Origin of the sequence: Rhodoplanes roseus, assembly GCF_003258865.1 — a bacterium.
Lineage (GTDB): Bacteria > Pseudomonadota > Alphaproteobacteria > Rhizobiales > Xanthobacteraceae > Rhodoplanes > Rhodoplanes roseus.
Window position 1 is genome coordinate 1 of record NZ_NPEX01000083.1, and the last position, 22,674, is coordinate 22,674.

Here is a 22,674-nt window from a genome sequence, read left to right on the forward strand (position 1 = left end):
CGCGGCGGCCGCTGATGGACTCACTTCAGCGCGGCCGCCTTGGCGGCATTGGTTTCGACCAGAAGCTGCGGCTGGTCGGACACGCGAATGAAGATCGGGTTGGTGTAGAACCACAGATCCGACCACGCGGCGACGTCGTAGCTCGCCACCTTCGCGCCGTTGACGACGGCCATGTGCGACGGGCACGCCGCATCCGTGCAGGGCACGAACGGGCCCTGCGCGCTGTTCTCCGGATCCCAGTCGTTGAGCGGATTGCCGAAGTTGTCAGTCTCGTTCGGCGTGCCGGGCGGCAGGTTGCTGCCGCGCACCCGGACATACTGGTTCGACTGGACGTTCGAGATGGTGACGACCATGGTCCGCTTCTGGCCGCTGACGGTCCAGGTGGTCGGGCCGAAGGACGCGAGGACCCCCGCCGTCGCGTTGGTGCCGCTGGTGTAGCTGGAGCTGCTGGTGGGGACCACGCCCGTGACGTTGCCACGGATGAAGTCGATGTGCCGCAGCGTCGGCCGGTTGAGCGGCTCCTGGATCTGGAGCTGAGCCAGCGACGGGTTGTTGAAGCTGTAGGGGGAGTTGTTGGTGCCGGTCGGCAGGGTGACCTCGAGGGTGAGCTTCACCGAGCGGCCTCGCGGCACCACCAGGGTTTGCCCCATCTTGGCCTTGACGGCGCCTGGCAGGCCGATGACCTCGGCCGTGTAGGTCAGCTCACCGGTGATCAGATCGCCCATCACCGAGTACGAGTTGCCGGAGCGGACGCCGTCGACCACGACCTGCGGGCGCAGGGTGGTGCCGGTGGCGGGGCGCGGGATGTACAGCTTCTGGAACTCGCCCGGGTAGAAGTCGTTGGTCGACCCGGCCTCGTAGATGCTGAAGGCACCGCGATTGTGCCAGTCGGAGCTGGCGTAGAAGAACCAGTTGCGGCCTTCGCCGAGCAGCGCGTCCCAAACGCCGCCGATCTTGGCGCCGTAGATGCCGGTGCCGCCGAAGGTCGTCACACCGACCGAATCGCAGCCGGTGCCGCAGAAGCCGGCCCGGTACTCGCCCCGATTGTTGCTCGCCTGGTGGCCGGGCTGGGTCTCGAAGCCCACCGCGACGGTCGGGCCCGCATTGTTGAAATCGCGGAAATGCTCGATGTTGAAGCCGTTGTTGCCGTTGGCGTTGAAAACGCCGGCGCGCTCGGCATGGGCCGGGACGTAGTAGCTGTCGAGCGGGAAGTTGGTCTGCAGCCACGCGACGCTGGGGACCGCCTTGGCGTTGTGGTTGGTCGTGCCCGAGCCGGTGCCGGAGACGGTCGCGACCTTGCCGGCCCAGTTGTGATTCGGCGCGCCGAGCTGGGTGTCCGTGTCGCTGCGGTCGAACCGGTACTCGAACTCCGCGACGGCGCTCGCATTGCCGGTGTCGCCGTTGAAGTTCTGCGGCCGCTGGGCACCGATCACCGCCATGCTGGTGTGCTCGTGACCCGGGACGTTGGTCTCGACACCGGCATAGAGCATCGGCTTGTTGAGCGTCCGCGCGAGCCGGACGAGCTCGGGATAGACGATCTCCTCGACGCTCTGCCAGCGCCACATCGAGCGATGGCCCTGCGAGGTCGCCGTGTTGCCGTAGATCGTCGCGGCCGGGATCGAGCCCTGCACCTCGTCGAAGAACTTGCCGAGCCCGGTGGTGGAACCATCGCCTTCCGGGTCGTCCACGCGGCAGTCGCGCGGGCTGCTGCCGCCGTGATCGGCCGCGCCGAGCCACTCGAGACCGTAGCTCTGGACCGCCTTGGTCACCAGCGTCTCGACCGACGAGCGACCGTCGGAGCACGGCGTGTGATTGTGAAAGTCGCCCGCCATGTAGCTGTCGGCGACGGACGGCGTCGTCGGCACGACCACCGCTCCCGCGGCGACCGCGAGAACCGACGCACCCGCAAAAACCTGACGCGACAGCGTCCCGCTCTTCATTCGTCTACCCCTGTGTGATGTCATTCCGGTAGAGCCCCGCCCAGCGTTGGCGCTCTTCCGGCACGTTCTCAGCGGGCCGTGAAACTACCGTGACAGATATGCGAAACCCCGAGGAACCAGCTTGCGCGTCCCGAGAGGCGAAATACTATTCAGGCCACCATCGGATGTCATGCGGTCGGGTCGCTCCGTGGACAGGTCCGCACTGTCATGAACACGACATGGACCGCCCCTTAGGTGAGCCGTTGCGGGACCGGCGCGGGGGCGCCGTCTCGGGCCTGTGCACGTCGCTCGGAGGGGTATCGACTTTGTCGGAATCGCGTTTGGTATCGGCAGACGACACGGGCGATGCGGCCCGGACTGAAACCCCGAAAGAGCGATGGAAGACAGCGGCACGGCGCCTTCTGCGCGAGCCGCTTCTTCATTTCCTGCTGATCGGTGCGGCGATCTTCGCGGTTCATGCCGCCGTGACGCCGTCGGTGAGCAAGGAGCGCCTCATCGAGGTGACGCCGGAGGTGCGGCAGTCGATCATCGACACGTTCAAGCGCGGACACGAAGGGCGAGAGCCCGGCCCCGACGAGCTGGCCCGACTGACCGACCTGTGGATTCTCGACGAGATCACGTTTCGCGAGGCTTTGGCGCAAGGCCTCGACAAGGGCGACGAGATGATTCGCGACCGCATCACGCTCAAGATGCGGCTGCTGATCTTCGGTGGCGTGCAGGTGGACGAGCCGAGCCGGGCGGAGCTCGAGGCGTGGTACGAGAAGCGCCGCGCCCAGTACGACGTTCCCGACCTGGTCAGCTTCATCGAGGTGCCGTTCACCGGCCCGGACGCAGAGGCGGAGAGTCGCGAGGTCCTGAAGCAGATCGAGGACGGGAGCGAGCCCGAGGACGTCCGGATGCGGGCGCATGTTTTCGCCCAGCGTCCCCGCCACACCCTGGAGCCGTCTTTCGGCAAGGCGTTCACGGATGCGCTCGGCACCCTCGGCAAGGGGCAATGGCGGGTGCTGCAATCCTCGGTCGGCTGGCACATCGTTCGGCTCGATGGCTTCGTGCCCGGCCGCAAGGTTCCCCTCGACGAAGTCGGCTCGCAGGCCACAGCGACCTGGAAGGACGAACGTCGCCGCGTCCTCGCCATCACCGCCACCCGCGATCTCGGCAAGGCCTATGTGATCCGGCGCGACACCCCATGACAACGTCGACGTCGACCTCGAGCCTGGACCGGATCCGGGCCGCCGCGCTCACCTGCCTCCTGCTGCTCTGCGGCGTTCTGCTGCCGACCTGGTCGGCGTCGAGCCACGAGGCGTCCATGGCCGTGATCACGCTGCGCGAGATCGCGCCCGGCCGCTATCTCGGCCAGTGGACGATGCCGCCGGTCGACCCGACCCTGCAGCCGATCTTTCCACCACATTGCCGGTGGGAGCCGCCCGAGCTCGTCTGCGGCGAGCGGGGCCTCATTGGACGCCTGAGCTTCATGGGGCTCGGCAGCAAGCAGTCGGTGGCGACCATAAAGGTTCTTCCGCGGGACGCAGCGCCTCAAGTCTACACCGTGAGCGCCGCCAAGCCGATCGTGATGGCGGCCCGCACCCCCGGGACCGACCTCGCGGTGTGGCTCGATCTGGCCGAGACCTACGTCAATCTCGGCATCGACCACATTCTCCGCGGCATCGACCACCTGCTGTTCGTGCTCGGGCTGATCTGGCTCACCAGCAGCGGCTGGATGCTGGTGCGCACCATCACGGCGTTCACGGTCGGCCACAGCATTTCGCTCGCCGCCGCGACCTTCGGCTGGGTGGGTGTGCCGGAGCGCCCGCTCAATGCGGCGATCGCACTCTCGATCGTCTTCGTCGGCGTCGAGATCGTGAAGCTGCAGCGGGGCGAGGCGGGCCTGACGGCGCGCTATCCGTGGATCGTCGCCTTCGCGTTCGGCCTGCTGCACGGGCTGGGCTTCGCGACGGCGCTGACCGCGTTGGGCATCCCGCAGGCGACGCTGCCGATCGCGCTCCTGTTCTTCAATGTCGGCGTCGAGATCGGGCAGCTCGCCTTCGTCATGGTGGTGCTGACGCTGATCTGGGCCCACCGGCAGGCGCGAGCCGTGCTGCCGCGGTGGGGTGTCGCCCTGCCCGCCTATGCGATCGGCAGCGTCGCGGCCTTCTGGTTCCTGTCGCGGGTATGATCCCGCGACACTGCTTGCGAAGCAACGAAGTGAGACCCGATATGCCTCCCGTTCCGTCCAAGAGTCTGCCGCTCGCCGCGCTGCTCGCCGCGATCCCGCTGGCGCCGGCCCTGGCGCACACCGGATCCGGGGTCGCCATCGGCCTGCAGAGCGGTCTTCTCCATCCGATCACGGGCGCCGACCATCTGGTCGCCATGGTGGCGGTCGGCCTGTGGGGCGCCCAGCTCGGCGCGCCCGCCATCTGGGTGCTCCCGATCACCTTCCCGCTGGTGATGGCGGTGGGCGGCCTGATCGGCCTCGCCGGCGTGCCGTTGCCCTTCGTCGAGCCGGTCGTCGCCCTCTCGGGTCTCGCGCTCGGCCTGCTGATCGCCCTGCATGTCCGCCCGCCTTTGTGGGCCGCCGCCGTGCTGGTCGGCGTCTTCGCGATCTTCCACGGCTACGCCCACGGCCGCGAGCTGCCCGGTGCCGCCGATCCGACCGCCTACGCGGTCGGTTTCGTGGTCGCCACCGGGCTGCTGCATCTCACCGGAATCCTGATCGGCGTGCTGGTGGCCTGGCCGGCCGGCGCCCGGCTCGTGCGCGTCTGCGGTGCGGCCATCGGCTGTGTCGGCCTCTACTTCCTGCTCGCATCGGTCGGGGTGCTGTCGTGAGGACGAAGGCCCGCCTGCTCGCCGGGGCTACCGTAGCGGCGGTGCTCGCGTTGCCGACCGCGGCGCACGCGCATCTAGTGGATACGCGGCTCGGCGATTTCTACGGTGGCGCCCTCCACCCGCTCACCGAGCTTCAGCAGATCCTGCCGTGGATCGCGCTCGCCGCCCTCGCCGCCTTCCAGGGGGCGCGGCGAGCCCGCTGGGTGATCGCCGCATTCCCGCTGGCGCTGCTCGCGGGCGGCCTCGCCGCGCTCGCCGTGCCGGCCCCGCCGTACGAATCGCTGGTCGGGATCGGGCTGGTCGCCGCGACCGGATTGGCGCTGGCAGCCGCCGCCCGCGTACCACTGCCGGTGCTGGTCGGCCTGGCCGCCGTGATGGGTCTTCTGCACGGCTTCCAGAATGGCCAGGGCCTCCCGGCCAGCACCGACCGCCTCCTGTTCCTTGCCGGCGCTACGGCGATCGGCTACGTCGTGATGACACTCGCGACCGGCGCCGCCCTGGCGTTCCTGCGCGGGGTCGGCGGTTGGCGCCCGATCGCCTTGCGGGCCAGCGGAAGCTGGGTCGCCGCGGTCGGCATCATGGTTCTGGGCTTGCAGTTCTTCGCGCCCACGGCGAGCTGAGCGCGCTCTTCGCGCACCGCCCGATCGCTCGAGCACCCGCAGCCCGATGCCCCTGCGTAAAATGCTAAGCGTCTACTTTGGAAAGACGTCGAATCAGAAAGCCCCGGCGGAGCCGGGGCTTTCGCGGCCTTCACGAGCTTGGGACTTCGGAAGCCGGACCGTTTGATCAGGAATCATAGGGCGGCGCGGGCGAACCCGCACCGCGGTCTCGAGCCGAAGCTTCAGTTGCCCCAGAACCGATAGTTGATGCCGGCCTTCACGATATGAAGGCTCTGATCGAGCGTCGCGGCGTAGGTAGAAGAGAGGTTGGGATTGAACGCGAAAGTCACTTCTTCGTTGCCGAGATCGAGGTAATTGTACTCGATCTTCGCCGACCAATTCGGTGCGAACGCGTATTCGATGCCAGCGCCCAAAGTCCAGCCCCACCTCGTGTTCTCGATCTCGGTCGAATACTGGAAGGCCGGATCCGGATCGACGTGGCTGCCGGCGGTGTGCTTCGACCGTGCCCAAGCAGCGCCGCCCTTGGCATAGAAGAGAGCGCGATCGTAGGCGACACCGACGCGGCCCGTGATGGTGCCGAGCGCATCAATCTTGCTGGTGCAGTTGTCGGACTGTTGAACGCAGCCGAGCGCGCCATTGAACTGCGGATAAGAGACGTTCCCGTCACCCTTGATGTTCGCCCAGGACGCGTCCGCCTCGACGCCGAACACGAATTGGTTCACCTGGTAGTTGAAGCCGATCTGACCGCCGGCCAGCCCACCACTGACATCGTACTTCGCCTCGACGGCACTGAGATTGCCAAAGATCGGATCGTACGAGTTGCTCCAGTCGTTCTTGCCCCAGCCGTAGCCGGCATGGGCGCCGATGTAGAAGCCGGTCCAGCTGAAGACCGGCGCGGCCACCACCGGCGCCTTCACCGGCATCCGGGCCGGAAGATCCGCGGCGTGCGCGGCGCCGACGGACAGGACCGCGGCGATGACATTGGTAAGCAGCAGGCGCCTGTGCATTTGATACCCCCCGAGGAACGGATTGGAAAAACCCTGCGACGAGTACATAGCCTAACCGAACCGAATGAGCTGTCTCCGATCGGCAACAGCGACCAAAACAACACTGTCATAGAACTGATAAGCAAAAGCGCTATTCTCAGGTCTCGATACCTCGAAATCCGGCTGTTTCCGGCACGTTCCGACGCAAGGCTCGCCGCAAGCCGGCAATCTGTGGTTGATTCTTCCGACGAATTACATCGCTCGTATCGCAACGCCGATAGGTTTGTTTGTTTCTCTTATCCGATCCCGTCCGACATCCTTTTAGCTTTCTTGACGCGAGGCGCCGCGCGCGGCGGCTGCCTGCCGCTGCCTGACCTCGCTCCGACAAAACGACGCGGCTGAACAAGTGACGTCCGGTCCGGCAACTGCGGCGTGAACAGCTCCGGATCCCAGGGAGACGCGGTCTCCCGGCGGACTCACATCTGAAGGCCCTCACCGAATGATGTGCGGACGGCCGGGCCGCTGCCGGCGGGCTCACCGCAGACGCGGCATGCCGGCGCGAGGCTGGAGCTGTCCAAGCCCCGCCATCCTAGCCAGGGGAGCAAACCCCACCCAGCCAACGCCGCCGAACAGCCCCTGCGAAGCAAATTCCGGGACGTAACCGCCGGGGGCCAAGCGAGGGCCGAAAACGCCGAAGGACCGTGCACGACGGGCGGGGTCGGAGAGAACCCACCACCCACGTGAACGGTCCACCGGCAGCTGTTGCCTCATCGGGGGATCCAGCCTGCGATCGCGTGCCCGTCAGGTCGGCACGATTGTGCAGGCGTGATGCGATGAAGCAGAGCTTCCTCGACGAAGCGCGCTCGAGCCGACCGGCAGGCTGCCGAACCGACCCGTGTCGCAGACGCTACTTCTTCTCGATCTTCTCGGCCGCGGCCTTCTGATCGATGAAGTTGTAGCGCGGGTTGTTGAGCACGAAGGCGTGGACCGCGATCGCCACGAGCAGGGCGACGATCCAGATCACCGGCAGCCAGGTCGACGGATTGATGACCAGCCAGATCTTGTAGTCGTCTTGCGGATTGGACATGTTCACTCTCCTTCAGCTCAGAACCAGGGCTTCCAGGCCCACACGAGAACGTGGGCCAGGACAGCGATGACGACGAACGCGCTGAAGGTGGTCTTGAACTGCGAGTGGAACTCGACCGCTTCCTGCTCCGTCAGACCCGACAGGCTCCTGTTTGGATCAGCCATCTAATTACCCTCCACAAGGGTTTGCCGCGGGATATCCTGCATCGACATCCGCGCGACGGGTTCGTCGTGGCGGAATGCCACGACCTCCTCTCGCCCGGCGGAGCCGGGCGAGAATTCGTTTGCGTCCGAGGTCGTCATGCACACCGAGGAGACACCGGAACGTGCCGGCTCGGCCATGCGGCCGATCCGGGCACTCACCTTGCGCGGCGCGTCGGCAAAATGCACGAAAGCCATGGAAAATACTTTCCTTGGACTTGATCGAAAACGTCGCGACGACTCGTGACGCCGAAATGCTTACAAATATTTTTCCGCTGGTCTCAGCTGTCATGCTACCTTGACGACCAATAGTGTCAACGCCGATCAATACGTAACGCGCAGGGTATACGGCATCCACATCCCGTATTACGGCGGCAAGGCAAGGCTCGGCATTCGGCGGCCGGCGCGGAGACAAAAAGGAACGCCCGGCCGCGAGGCCGGGCGTTCCAGGATCGAGCGTCGGCGGCGGTGCGCATTGTGCCGCCGCTCGCGCTTTCACTTCTTCTCGATCTTCTCGGCCGCCGCCTTGGCGTCGATGAAGTTGTAGCGCGGATTGTTGAGCACGAAGGCGTGGACCGCGATCGCCACGAGAAGGGCGACGATCCAGATCACCGGCAGCCAGGTCGACGGATTGAGAACCAGCCAGATCTTGTAGTCGTCTTGCGGATTGGCCATGACGTAATTCTCCTCAGAACCAAGGCTTCCAGATGTAAACCAGGATGTGCGCGAAGGCCGCGAGCACCAGGAACGCCGTGAACGTCGTCTTGAACTGGGCGTGGAATTCGAGGGCCTCGTCTTCCGTCAGTCCAGACAAGCTCCTGTCTGCCATAATCTCTCTCCATGAATATCGCCGGCGAGTCTCACGACGTGACGTCCCGGCCGGCCGGTTATCAAAGGGAACGCCACCTGCCCCAGGGAACGCGCGAGCCTTGCGACGTGCCGCCCGTCGGACCGCAAAGGAGGTCCGGGACGTGTTCGCACCACAGTGTTTTGAAAGAACACCGAGCGACCAGATCGAGATCGCAGTCGCAGGAAGCCCCAATCCCTTTTCCGACGTACAGGCTAGTTCCGAAATGTACTGGATGCCTTACACAGGCTTGTGTCAACGTTTCCCATTACGTAGCGCGCGGGTACTACATTCATAATTCCCCCGTGATACTCTTAATTCGGCCGCCCGACACGGGAGACCATAGCCAGCGCCTGGTCTGTTTCGGACTACGGTGCCGTCGCGCGGGATTACGTAGTCTTTTGGTTTGACGGAATGAGCCTCCAGGCTATGATGAATTCGGCTATGCAAATAGCTATCTCGTACTCTCCGACTGGGATTGCCGAAAGCCGCGGGCGGCGCCGCCGAATTGCCGGCGTGACGCCGAGTGGGGCGATCGGAGATCTCGTGAAGCTGCCGGTGGACCGGTCACGCGGATGACGGATCGTCCGCGTGACCGGTCCCTGCAGCGTCGCGGGTCGGTGATGCCGCGCCCGCGGCGCCCGCCCCTGCCCTGGCCAAATCGTTCGGATCGGCGTTCTGCGGATCGGCGTTCTGCGGATTGGCGGCGCATCGGCCGCAGCGCGGACGCCACCAAGCTCACCCCAGGCTCGGACATGCCGCAGCGCCGCCGGCGGTGGCACCGGTAGGATTTGTCAGGTCAGAAGCGATCGCTGGCGATCCTGGCGCCCAGCGCCACGGCCTGCAGCCGGCTGTCGAGATCGAGCCGGCGCAGAATCGCCGAGACGTGAAGCTTGGCGGTGTTCATCGAAATGCCGAGCAGCGCGGCGATCTCGGTGTTCGACTTGCCGACCCCGATCAATTTGAGGATCTCGCGCTGGCGCGGCGTCAGAAGTCCGAGGAGCTGAACGATCGCGTCCTGTTCGGCACCGGCCTCGGTCGCGGGATCCGCGGACGGACTCACACGCACCGCGTTGGTCGCGATCACGCTTTGCATCGCCTGCTCGATGGCCTGCAGGATCACCTCGATACCGAACACCGACTCGTCGGGGAAACTCGCGCCGGAGGCCATGTCGACGGCGCTCTCGACCGGCAGCAGGCCGGCCATGCTCACCTGGAGCAGAAGCAATTGATGCGGGCACACGCGGCCGCGCGGCAGCGCAACCAGAAGGGTCGGCGCCTGGGCCGGGCCACAGGCCTGAAGGCACGTGAACAGCTTCAATCGGCCGTCGACGACCTCGTGCAGATGTCGTGCCTGATCGGTCGTGCAGACCTGGAAGACGTTGGAATTGGTCTCGACGTCCGAACCGTCCGGATCGGCACGCTCGCACAGCCTGCTCCAGGCCGTGTTCGCGTCCTCGATGGTGCCGTCCGGAGCCACGATGGCGATGCCGATCCTGAGCTGCTCAGGAGTTGTTCGAATCCGTCCGACCCCGCCCATGCCACGACTCCCGGCACGCTGCCGGGCCGCGGTCGGCGCTGCATCGTGCATTCGTGTCCGGGCACGATGGCGGCTTCGGCGGAGCCGGTGTAGGGACCATGCCACCTACACCCGCGCGGCTATTGAAACATGGCCCGGTTGACTAAGGCGCCTGCGGATCGCGCGGGAACGCCGAGCGCCGGCCACGGACGATCGCGTCGTGCCGGAACTCTCGGGTCAGAGCGGGACCCTGGCGAACAGCGTCGTGCCACGGCCCGGAGCCGATTCGATCTCCAGCGACCCTCCGACCAGCGACAGACGCTCGCGAATCCCGAGCAGGCCGAGACGGCGCGACGAAGGGCCGACAGGTCCGGTCTCCTCGGCCGAAAACCCACGACCGTCGTCCTCGACGATCATCCGCACCTCCTCGCCGGTGCATTCCAGGATGATTCCGGCCCGCGTGGCGCCGGCGTGCCTGACGATGTTGGTGATCGCCTCCTGGAGCACCCGATACAGCGCGCTGTCCAAGCCGGCCGGCAAACGCCGGTCGAGCGCGAGATGCAGGTCGAAGTCGAGGCTGCAGCGAGACCGCCATTCCGCCGGCAATTGGCGGATGGCCTCTTGCAGGCCGAGGTCGTCGAGCGCGGTCGGGCGAATCTCCCAGGCGAGCCGGTTCACCTCCTCGCTGATCCGGACCGTCAGCCCCTTCAACGAGGCGATCTCGTCCCGGAGGTCCGCCGCGCCGGACACGCCGCGCGCCATCGAATCGAGCCCGAGCTGCAGCAGCGCGAGCGACTGGCCGAGGCTGTCGTGCAGCTCGCGGGCGATGCGCTGACGTTCGGCCTCCTGCTCGTTGACGGTGCGCCGCAGGACCTCCGAGAGCTCGGCCTCGGCGTTTGCCCGGCGCACGGTCTGCACCTTCAGCTCGCGCGTCGCCGCCTCGCTCTGCGCCAGCCGCCGGTCGAGCTCGACGATGTCGCGGGCGTTGCGCTCGGCATATCGGATCGTACGCTCGAGCAGCACGGCGTCGAACTCGCCCTTGACCAGATAGTCGTTGGCGCCGGCCTCGGTCGCGGCCCGGTCGACCTCTTGGCTGCCGTAGCCGGTGAGGACGATCATCGGCTTGCGCACCCCGCGCCGCCGCGCGTCCCGGATCAAACCGAGACCGCTGTCGGGTCCGAGCCGGATGTCGACGAAATACAGGTCGTGCGCGTCGCGTTGAATGACCGCCGACGCATCGGCGTAGTTCGGCGACCAATCGAGGACGCGCTTCGGTCCCGGCAGCCGGCGCAGCATGCGCTCGAGCGTCAGAAACTCGATCTCGGCGTCGTCCACGAGCAGGGCGCGAACGGACTCGGTCAAGGGCGGACTTCCACGGTCGGCAGCGACGCGGTCGACATCCAGAACTGCCAGAGCGACGAGACCTTGGCGACGTAGTCGGGGATGTTGGCGGGTTTCACCAGATAGGCGTTGATGCCGATCGCATAGGCCTCGGTGATGTGCTTCGGACTTTCCGACGTCGACAGGGCGATCACCGGCAGGTGCCGAAGGCTCTCGTCGGCCCGCAGGATGCGGATGACCTTGCGCCCGTCCAGTCGCGGCATGTTGAGGTCGAGCAGCACCAGGGTCGGCACCGGCGCGGCGCCCGGGACCCCGAAGGGCCCTCGCCCGTAGAGGTAGTCGAGCATCTGCTCGCCGTCGCTGACGAACCGCAGGTCCGCCCGGATCCCCGCGCGCGAAAAGACCTCCTGGAGGATGAACTTGTCGTGGTTGTGATCCTCGGCGACCAGCACGGTCGGCGGTGCGACATCGCGGCTCATCGAACAGCCTCTCCGGCACCGTCGAGGGTCCGCATCGGCAGCGCGAACGTGAACACGGCACCCTCTCCGGCCCGACCGCTGGCCGAGATCGACCCGCCGTGGCGCTGGACGATCTTGCGGCAGATCGCCAGCCCGATCCCGGTCCCCTCGTACTCGTCCGGGCCATGCAGCCGCTGGAAGGGCTCGAAGATCTGCTCGCAGTATTTTTCGTCGAAGCCGATGCCGTTGTCCTCGACGGTGATGCGAACGCGCCGGGCCTGGTCGTGCCCCGAGCCTCTATCGATCTCGGCTGCCGCACCCGCCTCGACGGCGCCCCGCACCGCGATGGCCGGCAGCCGTCCGGGGTGGCGGTATTTGAGCGCGTTGGAGATCAGGTTCTGCAGCACCTGGCGGATCTGGCTGCGGTCGCACAGGACGACGGGCAGCGCCACGGCCGACACGGTCGCTTCGGTCTCCTCGAGCACCGGCCTGAGATCGACGAGCACATCGGACAGGACCTCGTCGAGCGGCACGGGCGCCAGGGGCCGCGCCTGCCGGCCCACCCGCGAATATTCCGCGAGGTCGTTGATGAGTGCGCGAAGTCGCCGCGAGGAGGTCTCGATGCCGCCCACCATGGCGCCGAGCCTGTCCTCGGAATCCGCCGGGAGCGATTCCTTCAGCAACCCCGCGAACGCCTCGATATGGCGCAACGGCTCCTTGAGGTCGTGCGAGGCGACGTAGGCGAAGGATTCGAGCTCGTCGTTGCTGCGGGCGAGCTGCCGGTTCACACCCTCGAGCTCCTCGGCCTTGCTGAGGATCACGTCGACGACGAGATCGCGGATCTCGATGGCCGCCACCACCTCGTGCGGCTGCCACGGGCGCGAACGGCCGCGCACGACCTCCCGCCACGCATCGAAGGAGGCACGCGTCTGCAGCCGCCCGCCGAGCGGCCCGATGCGCACCGGCTTGTGGGGATCGCCGCCCCAGGTCACCGTCTGGGCCACCTCCGGCCGGAACCACAGCATGAAAAAGGTCGACGCCCGCCCGAGCGGCACCGCCACCACGCCGCTCACCCGTTCGGGATCGGATGCCGAGGCGGGATGAACGTCGGCGAGGCAGTCGGTCTCGAACACGTCGCGCGACTCGCTGCAGGCGAGCCAGCCGACCAGATCGCTGATCTCGTGCTCCGAAAGTGTCTGGCCGTAGGTGGTGACGCCCTCGAACCCCGACAGCGCAAATCCGGTCGCATTCATCAGCGCGAGCATCTCGTCGCCGCTGCCGATCAGCCCGGCATGGACGTCCTTCTTGCCGCCCAGCCCGTGCAGCAGCCGCTGCTGAACGGCCCGCACCCGCGCGCTGTGCCGGATGATCTCGGCCTCCTCCAGCACCCCGATCTGCCAGGTCAGCACCTGAGCGATCAGCTCGCAGGCCTGGCGGATCTCGAAGGGCACGAAGCGCGGCAGCGTGTTGTGGCAGGAGACGAGGCCCCACAGCCGCCCATCCCGCACGATGGACACCGACATGGCGCCGTACACGGCCATGTTGACCATGTACTCGATATGGACGGGCGAGACGCTGCGCAGCACCGCGAAGCTCAGGTCGATCGGCCCGCCCGTGACCGGATTGCGGTTCGGCACCAGCGGCGAGGGACGGTAGCCGATATCCGGGATGATCCGCACCGGATTGGCGGTGTAGAGCGCCCGCGACTGCGCCGGAATATCGGACGCCGGAAAATGAAAGTCGTACAGCGACGGAATCGTGTCGCTCCGCTCCTCGGCGATCACCTGACCGCTCCAATCGGTGCCGAAGCGATAGATTTTCACCCGGTCGAAGCCGGTGATCCGGCGCACCTCCTGCGCCGCGATCCCGCACGCCGCCTTCAGATCCGTCGCCGTCTGCAGCCGGCGTATCGCCATGCGGATCTCGCGGAAGAAGGAACTCGACGGCGAGTCCTCGCCGCGCGGCTCGAGCTCCAGGAAGGTCAGCCCGTCGTGACGGTGGAGGATACCGTTGAACTCACGGTCGCCGGCCGACATACGCAGCGAGACCGCGATCGGGTTCACCGCGGCCAGATCGTCGCCGGCCAGCACGGCTGCGATGCGGGCGACGCTCGCCTCGCCGATCAGCATCGACAGCGGCGCGCCGATCACCGCCCCGGGAGCGACTCCGGCGAACGCCTCGACATTGGCGCTGACCGCCACGGGCGTCAGCGCGGGCTCCACGAGTGCGAGCAGAAGACCGTGCGGCTGGATCTGCCCGGGGACGTGGATCGGCTCCCGATCGCAGCTCGTCAAATCCACGACGGCGGCGAGAGCTTGGTTCGACTGGATTCGATCCCCCATGACCGCACCTACTCCGCTCCAGCCGGGCCGGTGCGATCGCTGCCGGTGGGCAACGGCACCGTGAACCAGAAGGTCGCGCCCTGGTCGGGCGCCGTCTCGACTCCCACGGTCCCGCCGTGGCGCTGGATGATCTTGCGGCAGATGGCCAGGCCGATGCCGCTCCCCTCGTACTCGTCCGGGCCGTGCAGGCGCTGGAACGGCTCGAACACCTGCTCGGCGTATTTCGGATCGAAGCCGATGCCGTTGTCGGCGACGCAGATCCGCACCAACGGATCGCCCCCGCTGTCGCGATGCTCCCTGTCGACGGGCCGCGGCGCGTAGATACGAATGTCGCAGGCGCGTGCGGCGTGCCGGTACTTGAGCGCGTTCGACAACAGGTTCTGCAGCACTTGGCGCATCTGGTTGCGGTCGCACATCACGGTCGGGAGCGCGTCGCACCGGACGGTGGCCCGGGATTCCTCGATGCGTTGACGCAGGTCGGCCATCACCTCCTGCACGAGGTCGTCGAGCGGGGCCGGAGCGAGCGGCTGGGCGTGGCGGCCGAGCCGCGAGAACTCGGCGAGATCGTTGATGAGATTGCGCAGCCGCCGCGACGAGCTCTCGATCCCGCCCACCATGGCGCCGAGCCGCGCGTCGCCGGTCTCGCGGATCGTCTCGCCGAGCAGGCCGGCGAACGCCTCGATATGGCGCAGCGGCTCCTTGAGGTCGTGCGACGCGACATAGGCGAAGGACTCGAGCTCCTCGTTGCTGCGGGCGAGCTGAGTGTTCACGCTCTCCAGCTCCTCCGCCTTGCGCAGGATCACGTCGATGACGAGGTCGCGCAACTCGACCGCCGCGACGATCTCGTGCGGCTGCCACGGCACGGCGCGCCCGCGCGACTCCTCGGTCCAGGCGGCGAAGGACTTGCGCGGCTGCAGGCGGCCGCCGTTCGGCCCGAGCTCGACCGGCTTCTCCGGATTGCCGCCCCACCGCACCGTCTGGGCGACCTCGGGCCGGAACCACAGCATGACCCGACGCGGTGGCGAGCGCGACAGCGGCACGGCGAGCACGCCCGACGCGACGTCGGCATAGTCGGCGGCTTCGGGAAACAGGGTCTGCAGCCGGTCGGTCTGGAACAGCTCGGCGCCGTCGGCCCGAATCGCCCAGTCGACCAGCCGCTCGATCGCCGCCACGGGCGGGCTCCGCCCGATGGTGGTGACGGCGTCCCGCCCGTAGAGGCACAGGCCGGAGGCGCCCATCAGGTCGAGCAGGGCCTCGCTGTTGCCGATCAGCCCGGCACGATGATCACGCAGCTGCTCGATGTCGCCAAGCAACCGCCGCTGGATCGCCTTTCCCTTGAGGCTGTGGCGGGCGACCGCCTCCTCTTCCATCACGCCGATCTGCCAGGCGAGCACCTGGGCGACCATCTCGCAGGCCTGGCGCGCGTCGTGGCCGACATGGCGCGGCAGCCGGTTGTGACACGCGATCAGTCCCCACAGCCGATCGCCGCGCAGAATGGACACCGACATGGTGCCGCGGATGCCCATGTTACGCATGTATTCGAGATGGATGGGCGAGACGCTGCGCAGCACCGCGAAGCTCAGGTCGATCGGCAGCCCGGTGGCGGGATGACGGTCCGGGACCATCGGAGCGGGGCGATAGTCGATGTCCGGGATCATCCGGATCGGATTGTGCGTGTAGAGCGCCCGCGCCTGGGCCGGAATGTCGGACGGCGGAAAGTGCAGCCCCATGAAGGACTCGATCCCCTCGTCGCGGCTCTCGGCGATCACCTCGCCGCTGAAATCCGAGGCGAACCGGTAGATCTTCACGCGGTCGAAGCCGGTGATGTTGCGCACCTCACGGGCCGCCGCCGCGCAGGCATCGGTGAGCGTGCGGGCCGCCTGCAGGCGGCGGATCGCGCCGCTGGTGCGCCGGAAGAAGGCGTGCGCCCCCTCACTCTCCTCGCCACGCGGCTCCAGCTCCAGCAGCACCAGGCCGCCGTAGCGATGCACGATGCCGTCGAGACCGTGGTCGCCGCCGGCGCGGAACTGCACGACGATGGGGTTTCCGGCCGTGCCTTCCGTCTGGCGCAGCACGGCCCGCAGACGTCCCTGGCTCACCTCGTCGAAGGTGGCCTCGATCGGCCGGTCGACCACGGCGTCGAGCCCGATCCCGACCAGATCGGGCAGATTGGCGCTGACGCTTACGGTGTGGAGATCCCCCTCCGCCAGGGCGAAGAGCAGTCCGTGCGGCTGGATCGCGCCCGGAACGTGGATGGGCTCGTGATCGCAGCTCGACAGATCCACGGCGGGCGGGACCGTGGGCTCGCCTCGACCAGATCCGTCGTGCATCGATCCCTCGAATGCCGTTCTGCCGCAATGACTTCACAATGAGTATTCCGACCCCGGACCGGCGTCCAGGAAAAGCACGGCGCGGCGCCGCCCGCCGCCTTCCTCACTCCTCGGCCAGCCAGTTCTTGCCGAGCGCGTAGCGGACGACCTCCACACGGGTGTGAAAGCCGAGCTTGCCCATCGCGCGCGCCTTGTAGGTCTCCACCGTCTTGACGGCGATCTGCAGCTTGTCGGCGATGGTCTTGTTGCTGTAGCCGGCCGCGGTGAGCCGCAGGACCCGAATCTCCCGCTCGCTCAGATCGGGCTCGCCCGGCACCGCGGGGTCGGCCTGCTTCTGCGGGCCCTGACCGCCGGCCCGGGCCCGGATCACCGGATCCAGATAGACGCCTCCGGCCGCGACGACCGCGATGGCGCGGAGCAGCTCCTCGCCGGCCGACCGCTTGAGGACGTAACCGACGCCCCCCGCCTCGAGCAGCTGGCGCAGATAGGCGCCGTCCTCGTGAACGGTGAGCGCCAGCACCTTGCAGCGCGGGCACGCCTCGTGGATCTGGCGGGCGACGTCGATCCCGTTCAGGCCCGGCATCGACAGGTCGAGCACGGCGATATCGGGCGCGAGCTGCACGACCATCTTGAGGGCGGCGCGCCCGTTGCGAGCCTCGCCGACCACCTCGAGCCCCGGATCGGCGGTGAGCAACGCCTTGATCCCGGCGAGCACGACCGGGTGGTCGTCGGCGAGCACGATGCGGAGCGTCGCCGCGGTCACGCTGGGCTCCATGGCCGGGCCCTCCCCGAAGACTTATACCTCCGCTCCCGCCCCCCGTCCAAAGCCGCGCCGGACGGCTCGCGGGCCGACACCGGCGGCGCGACCGAGATCGCGACGGACCGGATCACGGACGGACATGGCCGAGCCGCGCGCCGCCGACCGTAATCGAGCGCGTGTCGTCTCCTGGCCGGACCGTCTTCAGTGCTGGGTCGGGAGGAATGGAGCGGGTGAAGGGAATCGAACCCTCGTCATCAGCTTGGAAGGCTGTTGCTCTACCATTGAGCTACACCCGCCGGCGTTTCGGTCCGGGCTGGACCCGGTGAAAGCCGCGGCCCCGCAGGGGCTCGCGGCTTCTCGCACAAGCCTGCCGCGACTTCAACCCTCGCGCGGTCGCTCCGGCCTTGCCGGTGCCACGTGGTGCGGCGCAAATAAAGCACGAATCTGGTTTTCGTCATGCGAAACCTCGTCGCCCGCAAGGCAGCGTTGGTAACCGGTATTTGACGATCAGCCGCAAGTCTTCGCAGAGTGGGAATGCGTCGACTGCATGCGTCCTTGTCGGCAAACGCTTTTCTCGGAACGTGATCTCTTGACGACGCAAAATACTCCTTTGGCATGACTTGACCGCGGGCGGGTTCCAGGTAACCCATGGCCGCTCACAAACCAGTCGACAAGAGACACACCCCCATGAGCTCCAATCGTCACCCGTCCACCACCGAGCCTCCGACCGCGGTTCTCGCGATTCTGGACACGTTTCGGCGCCACCCCAATGCCGTCTCCGAGCGCGCCCTCGAGACCCTGGAGGCGTTCGGCCTGATCGAGCCGAAGGACAAGACCGGATCGCGCTCGAAGCACCGCGCCTGAATCGGATCAGCAGCGAGAGGCCCGCGGCTGTGCGGGCGACTGTCGGACGAATTGCGTGCAGCGGTGGACCCGAAATTGCGTGGCAACGGGTCTCCAGCAACGATCCGGCCCGTTCGGCCCGCTTCAGAGGAGCGCTGATCCATCGACGAGGCGACCGTCCAGGCGGCCACCACCTTCATCTCGATCGCGATCTGCCTCGCCATCGCGTGTCGCTGGCCGACATGGCGACGATCTGGTTCGGCGACCCGAAGTAACGTGGGACTGTCCGCCACTCTCGAAACAGTCGGGCCGGGCTATGCTCGCGCCGAGGATGGCGGTGCGCGTCGGACGAGCGCGGCCGTGCCCCGTGCCGCCCTCGCCACCGCCCGGCGACGCGAGGCCGTTTCCACAAATCCCGGCTTCGGCCTCCCGCCGTCTTCGGACCGTCGCGGTTGCCGCCACTCATCGAAGCGATCCGGAACCACGGTCAGCCGTTCGGCGCACCCGCTCGCAGGACGCGCCTTTGACCGAGCGATCCCATTTCGGGTTCTATAATACCATAACCGGACTAGCTCGGCGTTATATGCACCGCACTAAGTAGTTGCACGGAATGTACTAATACACAGTGTTGCTGCGTGTTGCTCGCCCGCTACATCTTTTGCGGGAGGGATTGGTATGGTCCGCCCTGTTGAAAACGGGGAGGACGACATGAAAGCTTTATTCACGAGCGTCGCGGTGGCAGCGACCCTTTTGACGGCGAATGCCATGGCGGCGGATCTTCCGGCCCGGATGCCGGTGAAGGCCCCGCCCGTCATGGCGCCGCCCTTCAGCTGGACCGGAGCCTATATCGGCGCCAACGTCGGCTATTCATGGGGCCGGCAGAAGACCAGCGTCGGCCTCGGCCCGATCGGTCTCGAGGAGACGCAGGACGTCAACGGCGTCGTCGGCGGCGTCCAGGGCGGCTTCAACTGGCAGGTCGGCCAGTGGGTGTTCGGCATGGAGAACGACATCCAGGCCTCCGGTCAGGAGGGTGACAGCTTCTATCCGCTCGGCCTCGGCCTCGCCGCCCCGGGCGGCATCGGCATCTCGGCCGAGCACAAGCTGCGCTGGTTCGGCACGGCGCGGAGCCGCCTCGGCTACACCGGCTTCGACAACCGCGTGATGATCTACGCCACCGGCGGTGCGGCGTACGGCGAGGTGAAGTCCAACTACGACATCGTGTTCGGCGGCATTCCGGCGGCCTCGCTCGATCTCAAGAACACACGCTTCGGCTGGACGGCCGGCGGCGGCATCGAATGGGCCGCGTCGTCGAACTGGAGCATGAAGCTCGAGTATCTGTATCTCGACCTCGGCAAGGAGGAAGCGTCGATCGCCATCCTGGGCGCGCCGATCGCCGGCCTCGAGTCGACCTTCACGGATCACATCGTCCGGGTCGGCGCGAACTATCGCTTCCCGATCGGTGGCCCCGCCTTCGGCGGTTTCTGATCCGAGCGAGACCCCCTTCTTCCGACTTTGCCCCGGCGTTTTCGCCGGGGCTTTTTTTGTCCGGGTATCCCATAGAGAGAAACACCGCGGCCGCCGTGACGACCGCGCGAAAAAGGCCCGGGCGCCCCCGATCCTGGTCATCACGATAATGGAAAAGGTAGAATGGTGGGGGAGGTAGATGTCGAGCTTCCGGGGAAGTTCAATGCGTTGAGATCGGGTGCGGGAGATTTCGGCCCGTTGATTCGCAATCAATATTTTCCGCCGTTCCCGCACCCATCTTCGACAGGACGTGGACGATCTTCAAAAGCCTTTTAGTGAGCTCTCCGGCAGCAGATTTCGGACAAAGTCGGTTCAGGGCAATATTCCGGGGTGGTCGGAGCGTGAGATCGCCGCTTTTCCGTGCAGAAGCACACCAAATCCGAGTAGAACGCACTCGATCAACTCAGAACCTCAAACTTTCCTCGAAGGACGAGCTCCACCGACGAGAGCTTGGTTCCAAGGTTCAGCATGAAATCCCGCGCCGGCACACCCGACGCACAGGGGTGCAACACGAGTGTCTTTTCTAGGACATCGAATAGCGCGTGTCCCGGATCGGCTGAAGGGTCACCGACGCCCAGTGATCACGCGGCGCCCCGCCGCGTTGGCACCTCCACGAGAGCACGGCCGCTGCCGTCGGGCCGGGTGAGGAACGCCTGATCTGTCGCGCCGCCATCATGGCCCGGTGCGGCTCATCCCCCCGTGAGTGGGGAACGCGCCGGGCCGGCCCGCGAACCCGTAGAGCCGCGGCTCATCCCCGCGTGCGTGGGGAACGCCAGGAGCTCGGCGACGCCGTCGGCCGCATGGAGGGCTCATCCCTGCGTGCGTGGGGAACGCACGGCACAGTTCGGCTAGCGTGTCCTCGTCGGCGGCTTATCCCCGCGTGCGTGCGGAACGCGGCGTGGGACCGGGCGACCGTCGTCCGCATGATCGGCTCATCCCCGCCTGCGTGGGGAACGCAACGACCGATCGGCGAGCTTGCGTTCGACCGTCGGCTCATCCCCGCGTGCGTGGGGAACGCCCGGTGCGCTCCAGGCACACCTGCTGTCGCGTCGGCTCATCCCCACGGGCGTGGGGAATACGCAGCGGCGAGGCGATGCGCTCCCGCCGTGAGCGGTTCATCCCCACGGGCGTGGGGAATGCTTGACGAGCTCCCTGGCGACGACGGTGCGGGTCGATTCATCCGCACGGGCCTGGGGAATGCATCGTCACCGCGACGGGGCCCCACTCGCGGCCCGGTTCATCCCCACGGGCGTGGGGAATGCTCGGGCATGTGGACGGACAGTGCGTCGCGGACCGGTTCATCCCCACGCGCGTGGGGAATGCACATTCGGATAGGACGACACCACGACCAGATACGGTTCATCCCCACGCGCGTGGGGAATGCCGCAGCCCCGACCAGATGATCAGGTTGACGCCCGGTTCATCCCCACGGGCGTGGGGAATGCCCGCCCATCGGCGCCGGCTGATTGAAGGTCACCGGTTCATCCCCACGGGCGTGGGGAATGCCTCACCCACTGCAGCGGCTCGTCCCAATCAATCGGTTCATCCCCACGGGCGTGGGGAATGCTCGGGCTCGTCGAGCGGCTTGATCAGGTTCGCCGGTTCATCCCCACGGGCGTGGGGAATGCTTGAGCGGGCGAATGATGCCGCGCCGGATCGTCGGTTCATCCCCACGGGCGTGGGGAATGCTCTTCCCAGGTGAAGGGCGGGCCGTGCCCGACCGGTTCATCCCCAGGAATGCGCAGCCGTCCCGGTGCCGTCGTTCTATCCGATCGGTTCATCCCCACGGGCGTGGGGAATGCGCCGAGAAAAACGGGCGGCTGATCTCCTTGATCGGTTCATCCCCACGGGCGTGGGGAATGCAACCAGGCCCTTCGGCGCAGCCGGCGAATGATCGGTTCATCCCCACGGGCGTGGGGAATGCACGGCCGGGACGTTGACCCCGAACGATCGGACCGGTTCATCCCACGGGCGTGGGGAATGCTCCCCGTAGTTCAGCCGAACGTTGCCGTAGGCCGGTTCACCCCCACGGGCGTGGGGAATGCTCAGACAGGCCTTCCCACGAGCGGGCCGGCTGCGGTTCATCCCCACGGGCGTGGGGAATGCAAGATCACGACCTGGTGCCACTCGGTCGCCTGCGGTTCATCCCCAGGGGCGTGGGGAATGCTTCGTGATATGGCCGGCCAGGGCGAGCAGGATCGGTTCATCCCCACGGGGCGTGGGGAATGCAGGGCTGCGAGATGCCGGGGCGCTTCTTCAAGAGGTTCATCCCCACGGGCGTGGGGAATGCCCGGCGAGGGCGATCTCACCGAGCTCGTTCACCGGTTCATCCCCACGGGCGTGGGGAATGCGGGGGCGGTGCCGGCGGAGATGCCGCCGGGGAGGGTTCATCCCCACGGGCGTGGGGAGTGCGCGTTGCGACGCCGGACCAGACCGGCCAGCACCGGTTCATCCCCACGGGCGTGGGGAATGCCCGTGGTTACCCCCGCCGCCGGCCCGCATGAACGGTTCATCCCCACGGCCGTGGGGAATGCCGCGTCACGGTGGACTGCGACCCGTCGCGGTTCGGTTCATCCCCACGGGCGTGGGGAATGCTGGCCGGCGGACACGGCGAACGAGACGTAGTCCGGTTCATCCCCACGGGCGTGGGGAATGCTCGGGCTACAGCGCCGCCGCGTTCAACAAGGGCGGTTCATCCCCACGGGCGTGGGGAATGCAGTTCGGGACGGAGGGGGTTGTCCGATCGAAGCGGTTCATCCCCACGGGCGTGGGGAATGCATGGTGGCGCCGCTGATCGACACCGCCGGCATCGGTTCATCCCCACGGGCGTGGGGAATGCCCGCGCCCCCGCACCACGCGGTAGTGCCTGATCGGTTCATCCCCACGGGCGTGGGGAATGCCGCCCTGGTCGTTTGCGCTGATCCTCTTCTGCCGGTTCATCCCCACGGGCGTGGGGAATGCTGGCCAAGCTCCTGGATGGCGGCGTGATCCGCCGGTTCATCCCCACGGGCGTGGGGAATGCGACCTGCCGGGCCGCCCGCAAGATGCGGGCGA

The 22,674-nt window shown here is 67.1% G+C and carries 18 protein-coding genes, 1 tRNA gene, 1 pseudogene and 1 CRISPR repeat array; of the genes and pseudogenes, 6 read left to right on the forward strand and 14 right to left on the reverse strand.

Annotated features, from left to right (window positions below; genetic code table 11):
- Positions 1 to 20 precede the first annotated feature (20 nt).
- Positions 21 to 1,940, reverse strand: coding sequence for a PHP domain-containing protein (locus CH341_RS13825; RefSeq protein ID WP_210208289.1), 1,920 nt, complete (start codon positions 1,938 to 1,940; stop codon positions 21 to 23).
- Between the two features lie 476 nt (positions 1,941 to 2,416).
- Here CH341_RS13825 and CH341_RS13830 point away from each other — a divergent pair, with 476 nt between their 5' ends.
- From CH341_RS13830 to CH341_RS13845, 4 genes are read left to right on the forward strand one after another with little or no spacing between them, the layout of a single operon-like run.
- Entirely contained in the window at positions 2,417 to 3,130 is a 714-nt protein-coding gene (locus tag CH341_RS13830) for a peptidyl-prolyl cis-trans isomerase (RefSeq protein WP_210208290.1), read from the forward strand.
- Positions 3,127 to 4,113: a HupE/UreJ family protein gene (locus CH341_RS13835; RefSeq protein WP_111419604.1), complete on the forward strand. Its 987-nt coding sequence runs from the start codon at positions 3,127 to 3,129 to the stop codon at positions 4,111 to 4,113. Before CH341_RS13830 ends, CH341_RS13835 begins: the two co-directional genes overlap by 4 nt.
- 41 nt (positions 4,114 to 4,154) lie before the next feature.
- Entirely contained in the window at positions 4,155 to 4,763 is a 609-nt protein-coding gene (locus tag CH341_RS13840; RefSeq protein ID WP_111419605.1) for a HupE/UreJ family protein, read from the forward strand.
- Positions 4,760 to 5,383, forward strand: coding sequence for a HupE/UreJ family protein (locus CH341_RS13845; protein WP_170149623.1), 624 nt, complete (start codon positions 4,760 to 4,762; stop codon positions 5,381 to 5,383). Before CH341_RS13840 ends, CH341_RS13845 begins: the two co-directional genes overlap by 4 nt.
- Before the next feature lie 221 nt (positions 5,384 to 5,604).
- On the opposite strand, the gene CH341_RS13850 is transcribed toward CH341_RS13845, so the two are convergent.
- The 13 genes and pseudogenes from CH341_RS13850 to CH341_RS13910 form a co-directional block, all read right to left on the reverse strand.
- Positions 5,605 to 6,390, reverse strand: coding sequence for an outer membrane protein (locus CH341_RS13850; protein WP_170149624.1), 786 nt, complete (start codon positions 6,388 to 6,390; stop codon positions 5,605 to 5,607).
- 886 nt (positions 6,391 to 7,276) lie between these two features.
- Positions 7,277 to 7,456 (reverse strand): light-harvesting antenna LH1, alpha subunit, encoded by a 180-nt coding sequence (pufA, locus tag CH341_RS13855; protein ID WP_111419607.1) that lies wholly within the window; start codon positions 7,454 to 7,456, stop codon positions 7,277 to 7,279.
- Between the two features lie 23 nt (positions 7,457 to 7,479).
- Positions 7,480 to 7,620: pseudogene (gene pufB, locus CH341_RS13860) on the reverse strand (light-harvesting antenna LH1, beta subunit); the annotation flags it as partial.
- A complete protein-coding gene (locus tag CH341_RS13865; RefSeq protein WP_111419609.1) occupies positions 7,621 to 7,854 on the reverse strand; it encodes a hypothetical protein in 234 nt (77 codons plus the stop codon).
- A gap of 297 nt (positions 7,855 to 8,151) precedes the next feature.
- Entirely contained in the window at positions 8,152 to 8,331 is a 180-nt protein-coding gene (pufA, locus tag CH341_RS13870) for a light-harvesting antenna LH1, alpha subunit (protein WP_111419610.1), read from the reverse strand.
- Between the two features lie 13 nt (positions 8,332 to 8,344).
- Entirely contained in the window at positions 8,345 to 8,485 is a 141-nt protein-coding gene (gene pufB / locus CH341_RS13875) for a light-harvesting antenna LH1, beta subunit (protein WP_111419611.1), read from the reverse strand.
- An 817-nt stretch (positions 8,486 to 9,302) separates the two neighbouring features.
- Entirely contained in the window at positions 9,303 to 10,043 is a 741-nt protein-coding gene (locus CH341_RS35260) for a helix-turn-helix transcriptional regulator (RefSeq protein WP_210208291.1), read from the reverse strand.
- Positions 10,044 to 10,259: 216 nt separating this feature from the next.
- Entirely contained in the window at positions 10,260 to 11,384 is a 1,125-nt protein-coding gene (locus CH341_RS13885; RefSeq protein WP_111419612.1) for a hybrid sensor histidine kinase/response regulator, read from the reverse strand.
- Positions 11,381 to 11,842, reverse strand: a complete 462-nt coding sequence (locus tag CH341_RS13890; RefSeq protein WP_111419613.1) for a response regulator — start codon at positions 11,840 to 11,842, stop codon at positions 11,381 to 11,383. Before CH341_RS13890 ends, CH341_RS13885 begins: the two co-directional genes overlap by 4 nt.
- Positions 11,839 to 14,163 carry an ATP-binding protein gene (locus CH341_RS13895; protein WP_111419614.1) on the reverse strand — a complete coding sequence of 775 codons (2,325 nt, stop codon included), beginning with the start codon at positions 14,161 to 14,163 and terminating at the stop codon, positions 11,839 to 11,841. The genes CH341_RS13890 and CH341_RS13895 overlap by 4 nt, the downstream gene beginning before the upstream one ends.
- 8 nt (positions 14,164 to 14,171) lie before the next feature.
- Positions 14,172 to 16,493: an ATP-binding protein gene (locus tag CH341_RS13900; protein ID WP_111419615.1), complete on the reverse strand. Its 2,322-nt coding sequence runs from the start codon at positions 16,491 to 16,493 to the stop codon at positions 14,172 to 14,174.
- 103 nt (positions 16,494 to 16,596) lie between these two features.
- Complete coding sequence (locus tag CH341_RS13905; RefSeq protein WP_111419616.1) at positions 16,597 to 17,268, reverse strand: response regulator; 672 nt, start codon at positions 17,266 to 17,268, stop codon at positions 16,597 to 16,599.
- Between the two features lie 207 nt (positions 17,269 to 17,475).
- Positions 17,476 to 17,549, reverse strand: a tRNA-Gly gene (locus CH341_RS13910).
- Positions 17,550 to 17,940: 391 nt separating this feature from the next.
- Here CH341_RS13910 and CH341_RS34220 point away from each other — a divergent pair.
- Both CH341_RS34220 and CH341_RS13915 read left to right on the forward strand, forming a co-directional pair.
- On the forward strand, positions 17,941 to 18,117 hold the full coding sequence (locus CH341_RS34220) for a hypothetical protein (RefSeq protein WP_170149625.1): 177 nt from the start codon (positions 17,941 to 17,943) through the stop codon (positions 18,115 to 18,117).
- Between the two features lie 687 nt (positions 18,118 to 18,804).
- Complete coding sequence (locus CH341_RS13915) at positions 18,805 to 19,581, forward strand: outer membrane protein (protein ID WP_170149626.1); 777 nt, start codon at positions 18,805 to 18,807, stop codon at positions 19,579 to 19,581.
- 2,300 nt (positions 19,582 to 21,881) lie between these two features.
- Positions 21,882 to 22,642: direct repeats of the CRISPR family, unit length 29 nt; unit sequence CGGTTCATCCCCACGGGCGTGGGGAATGC.
- Positions 22,643 to 22,674: the final 32 nt, after the last annotated feature.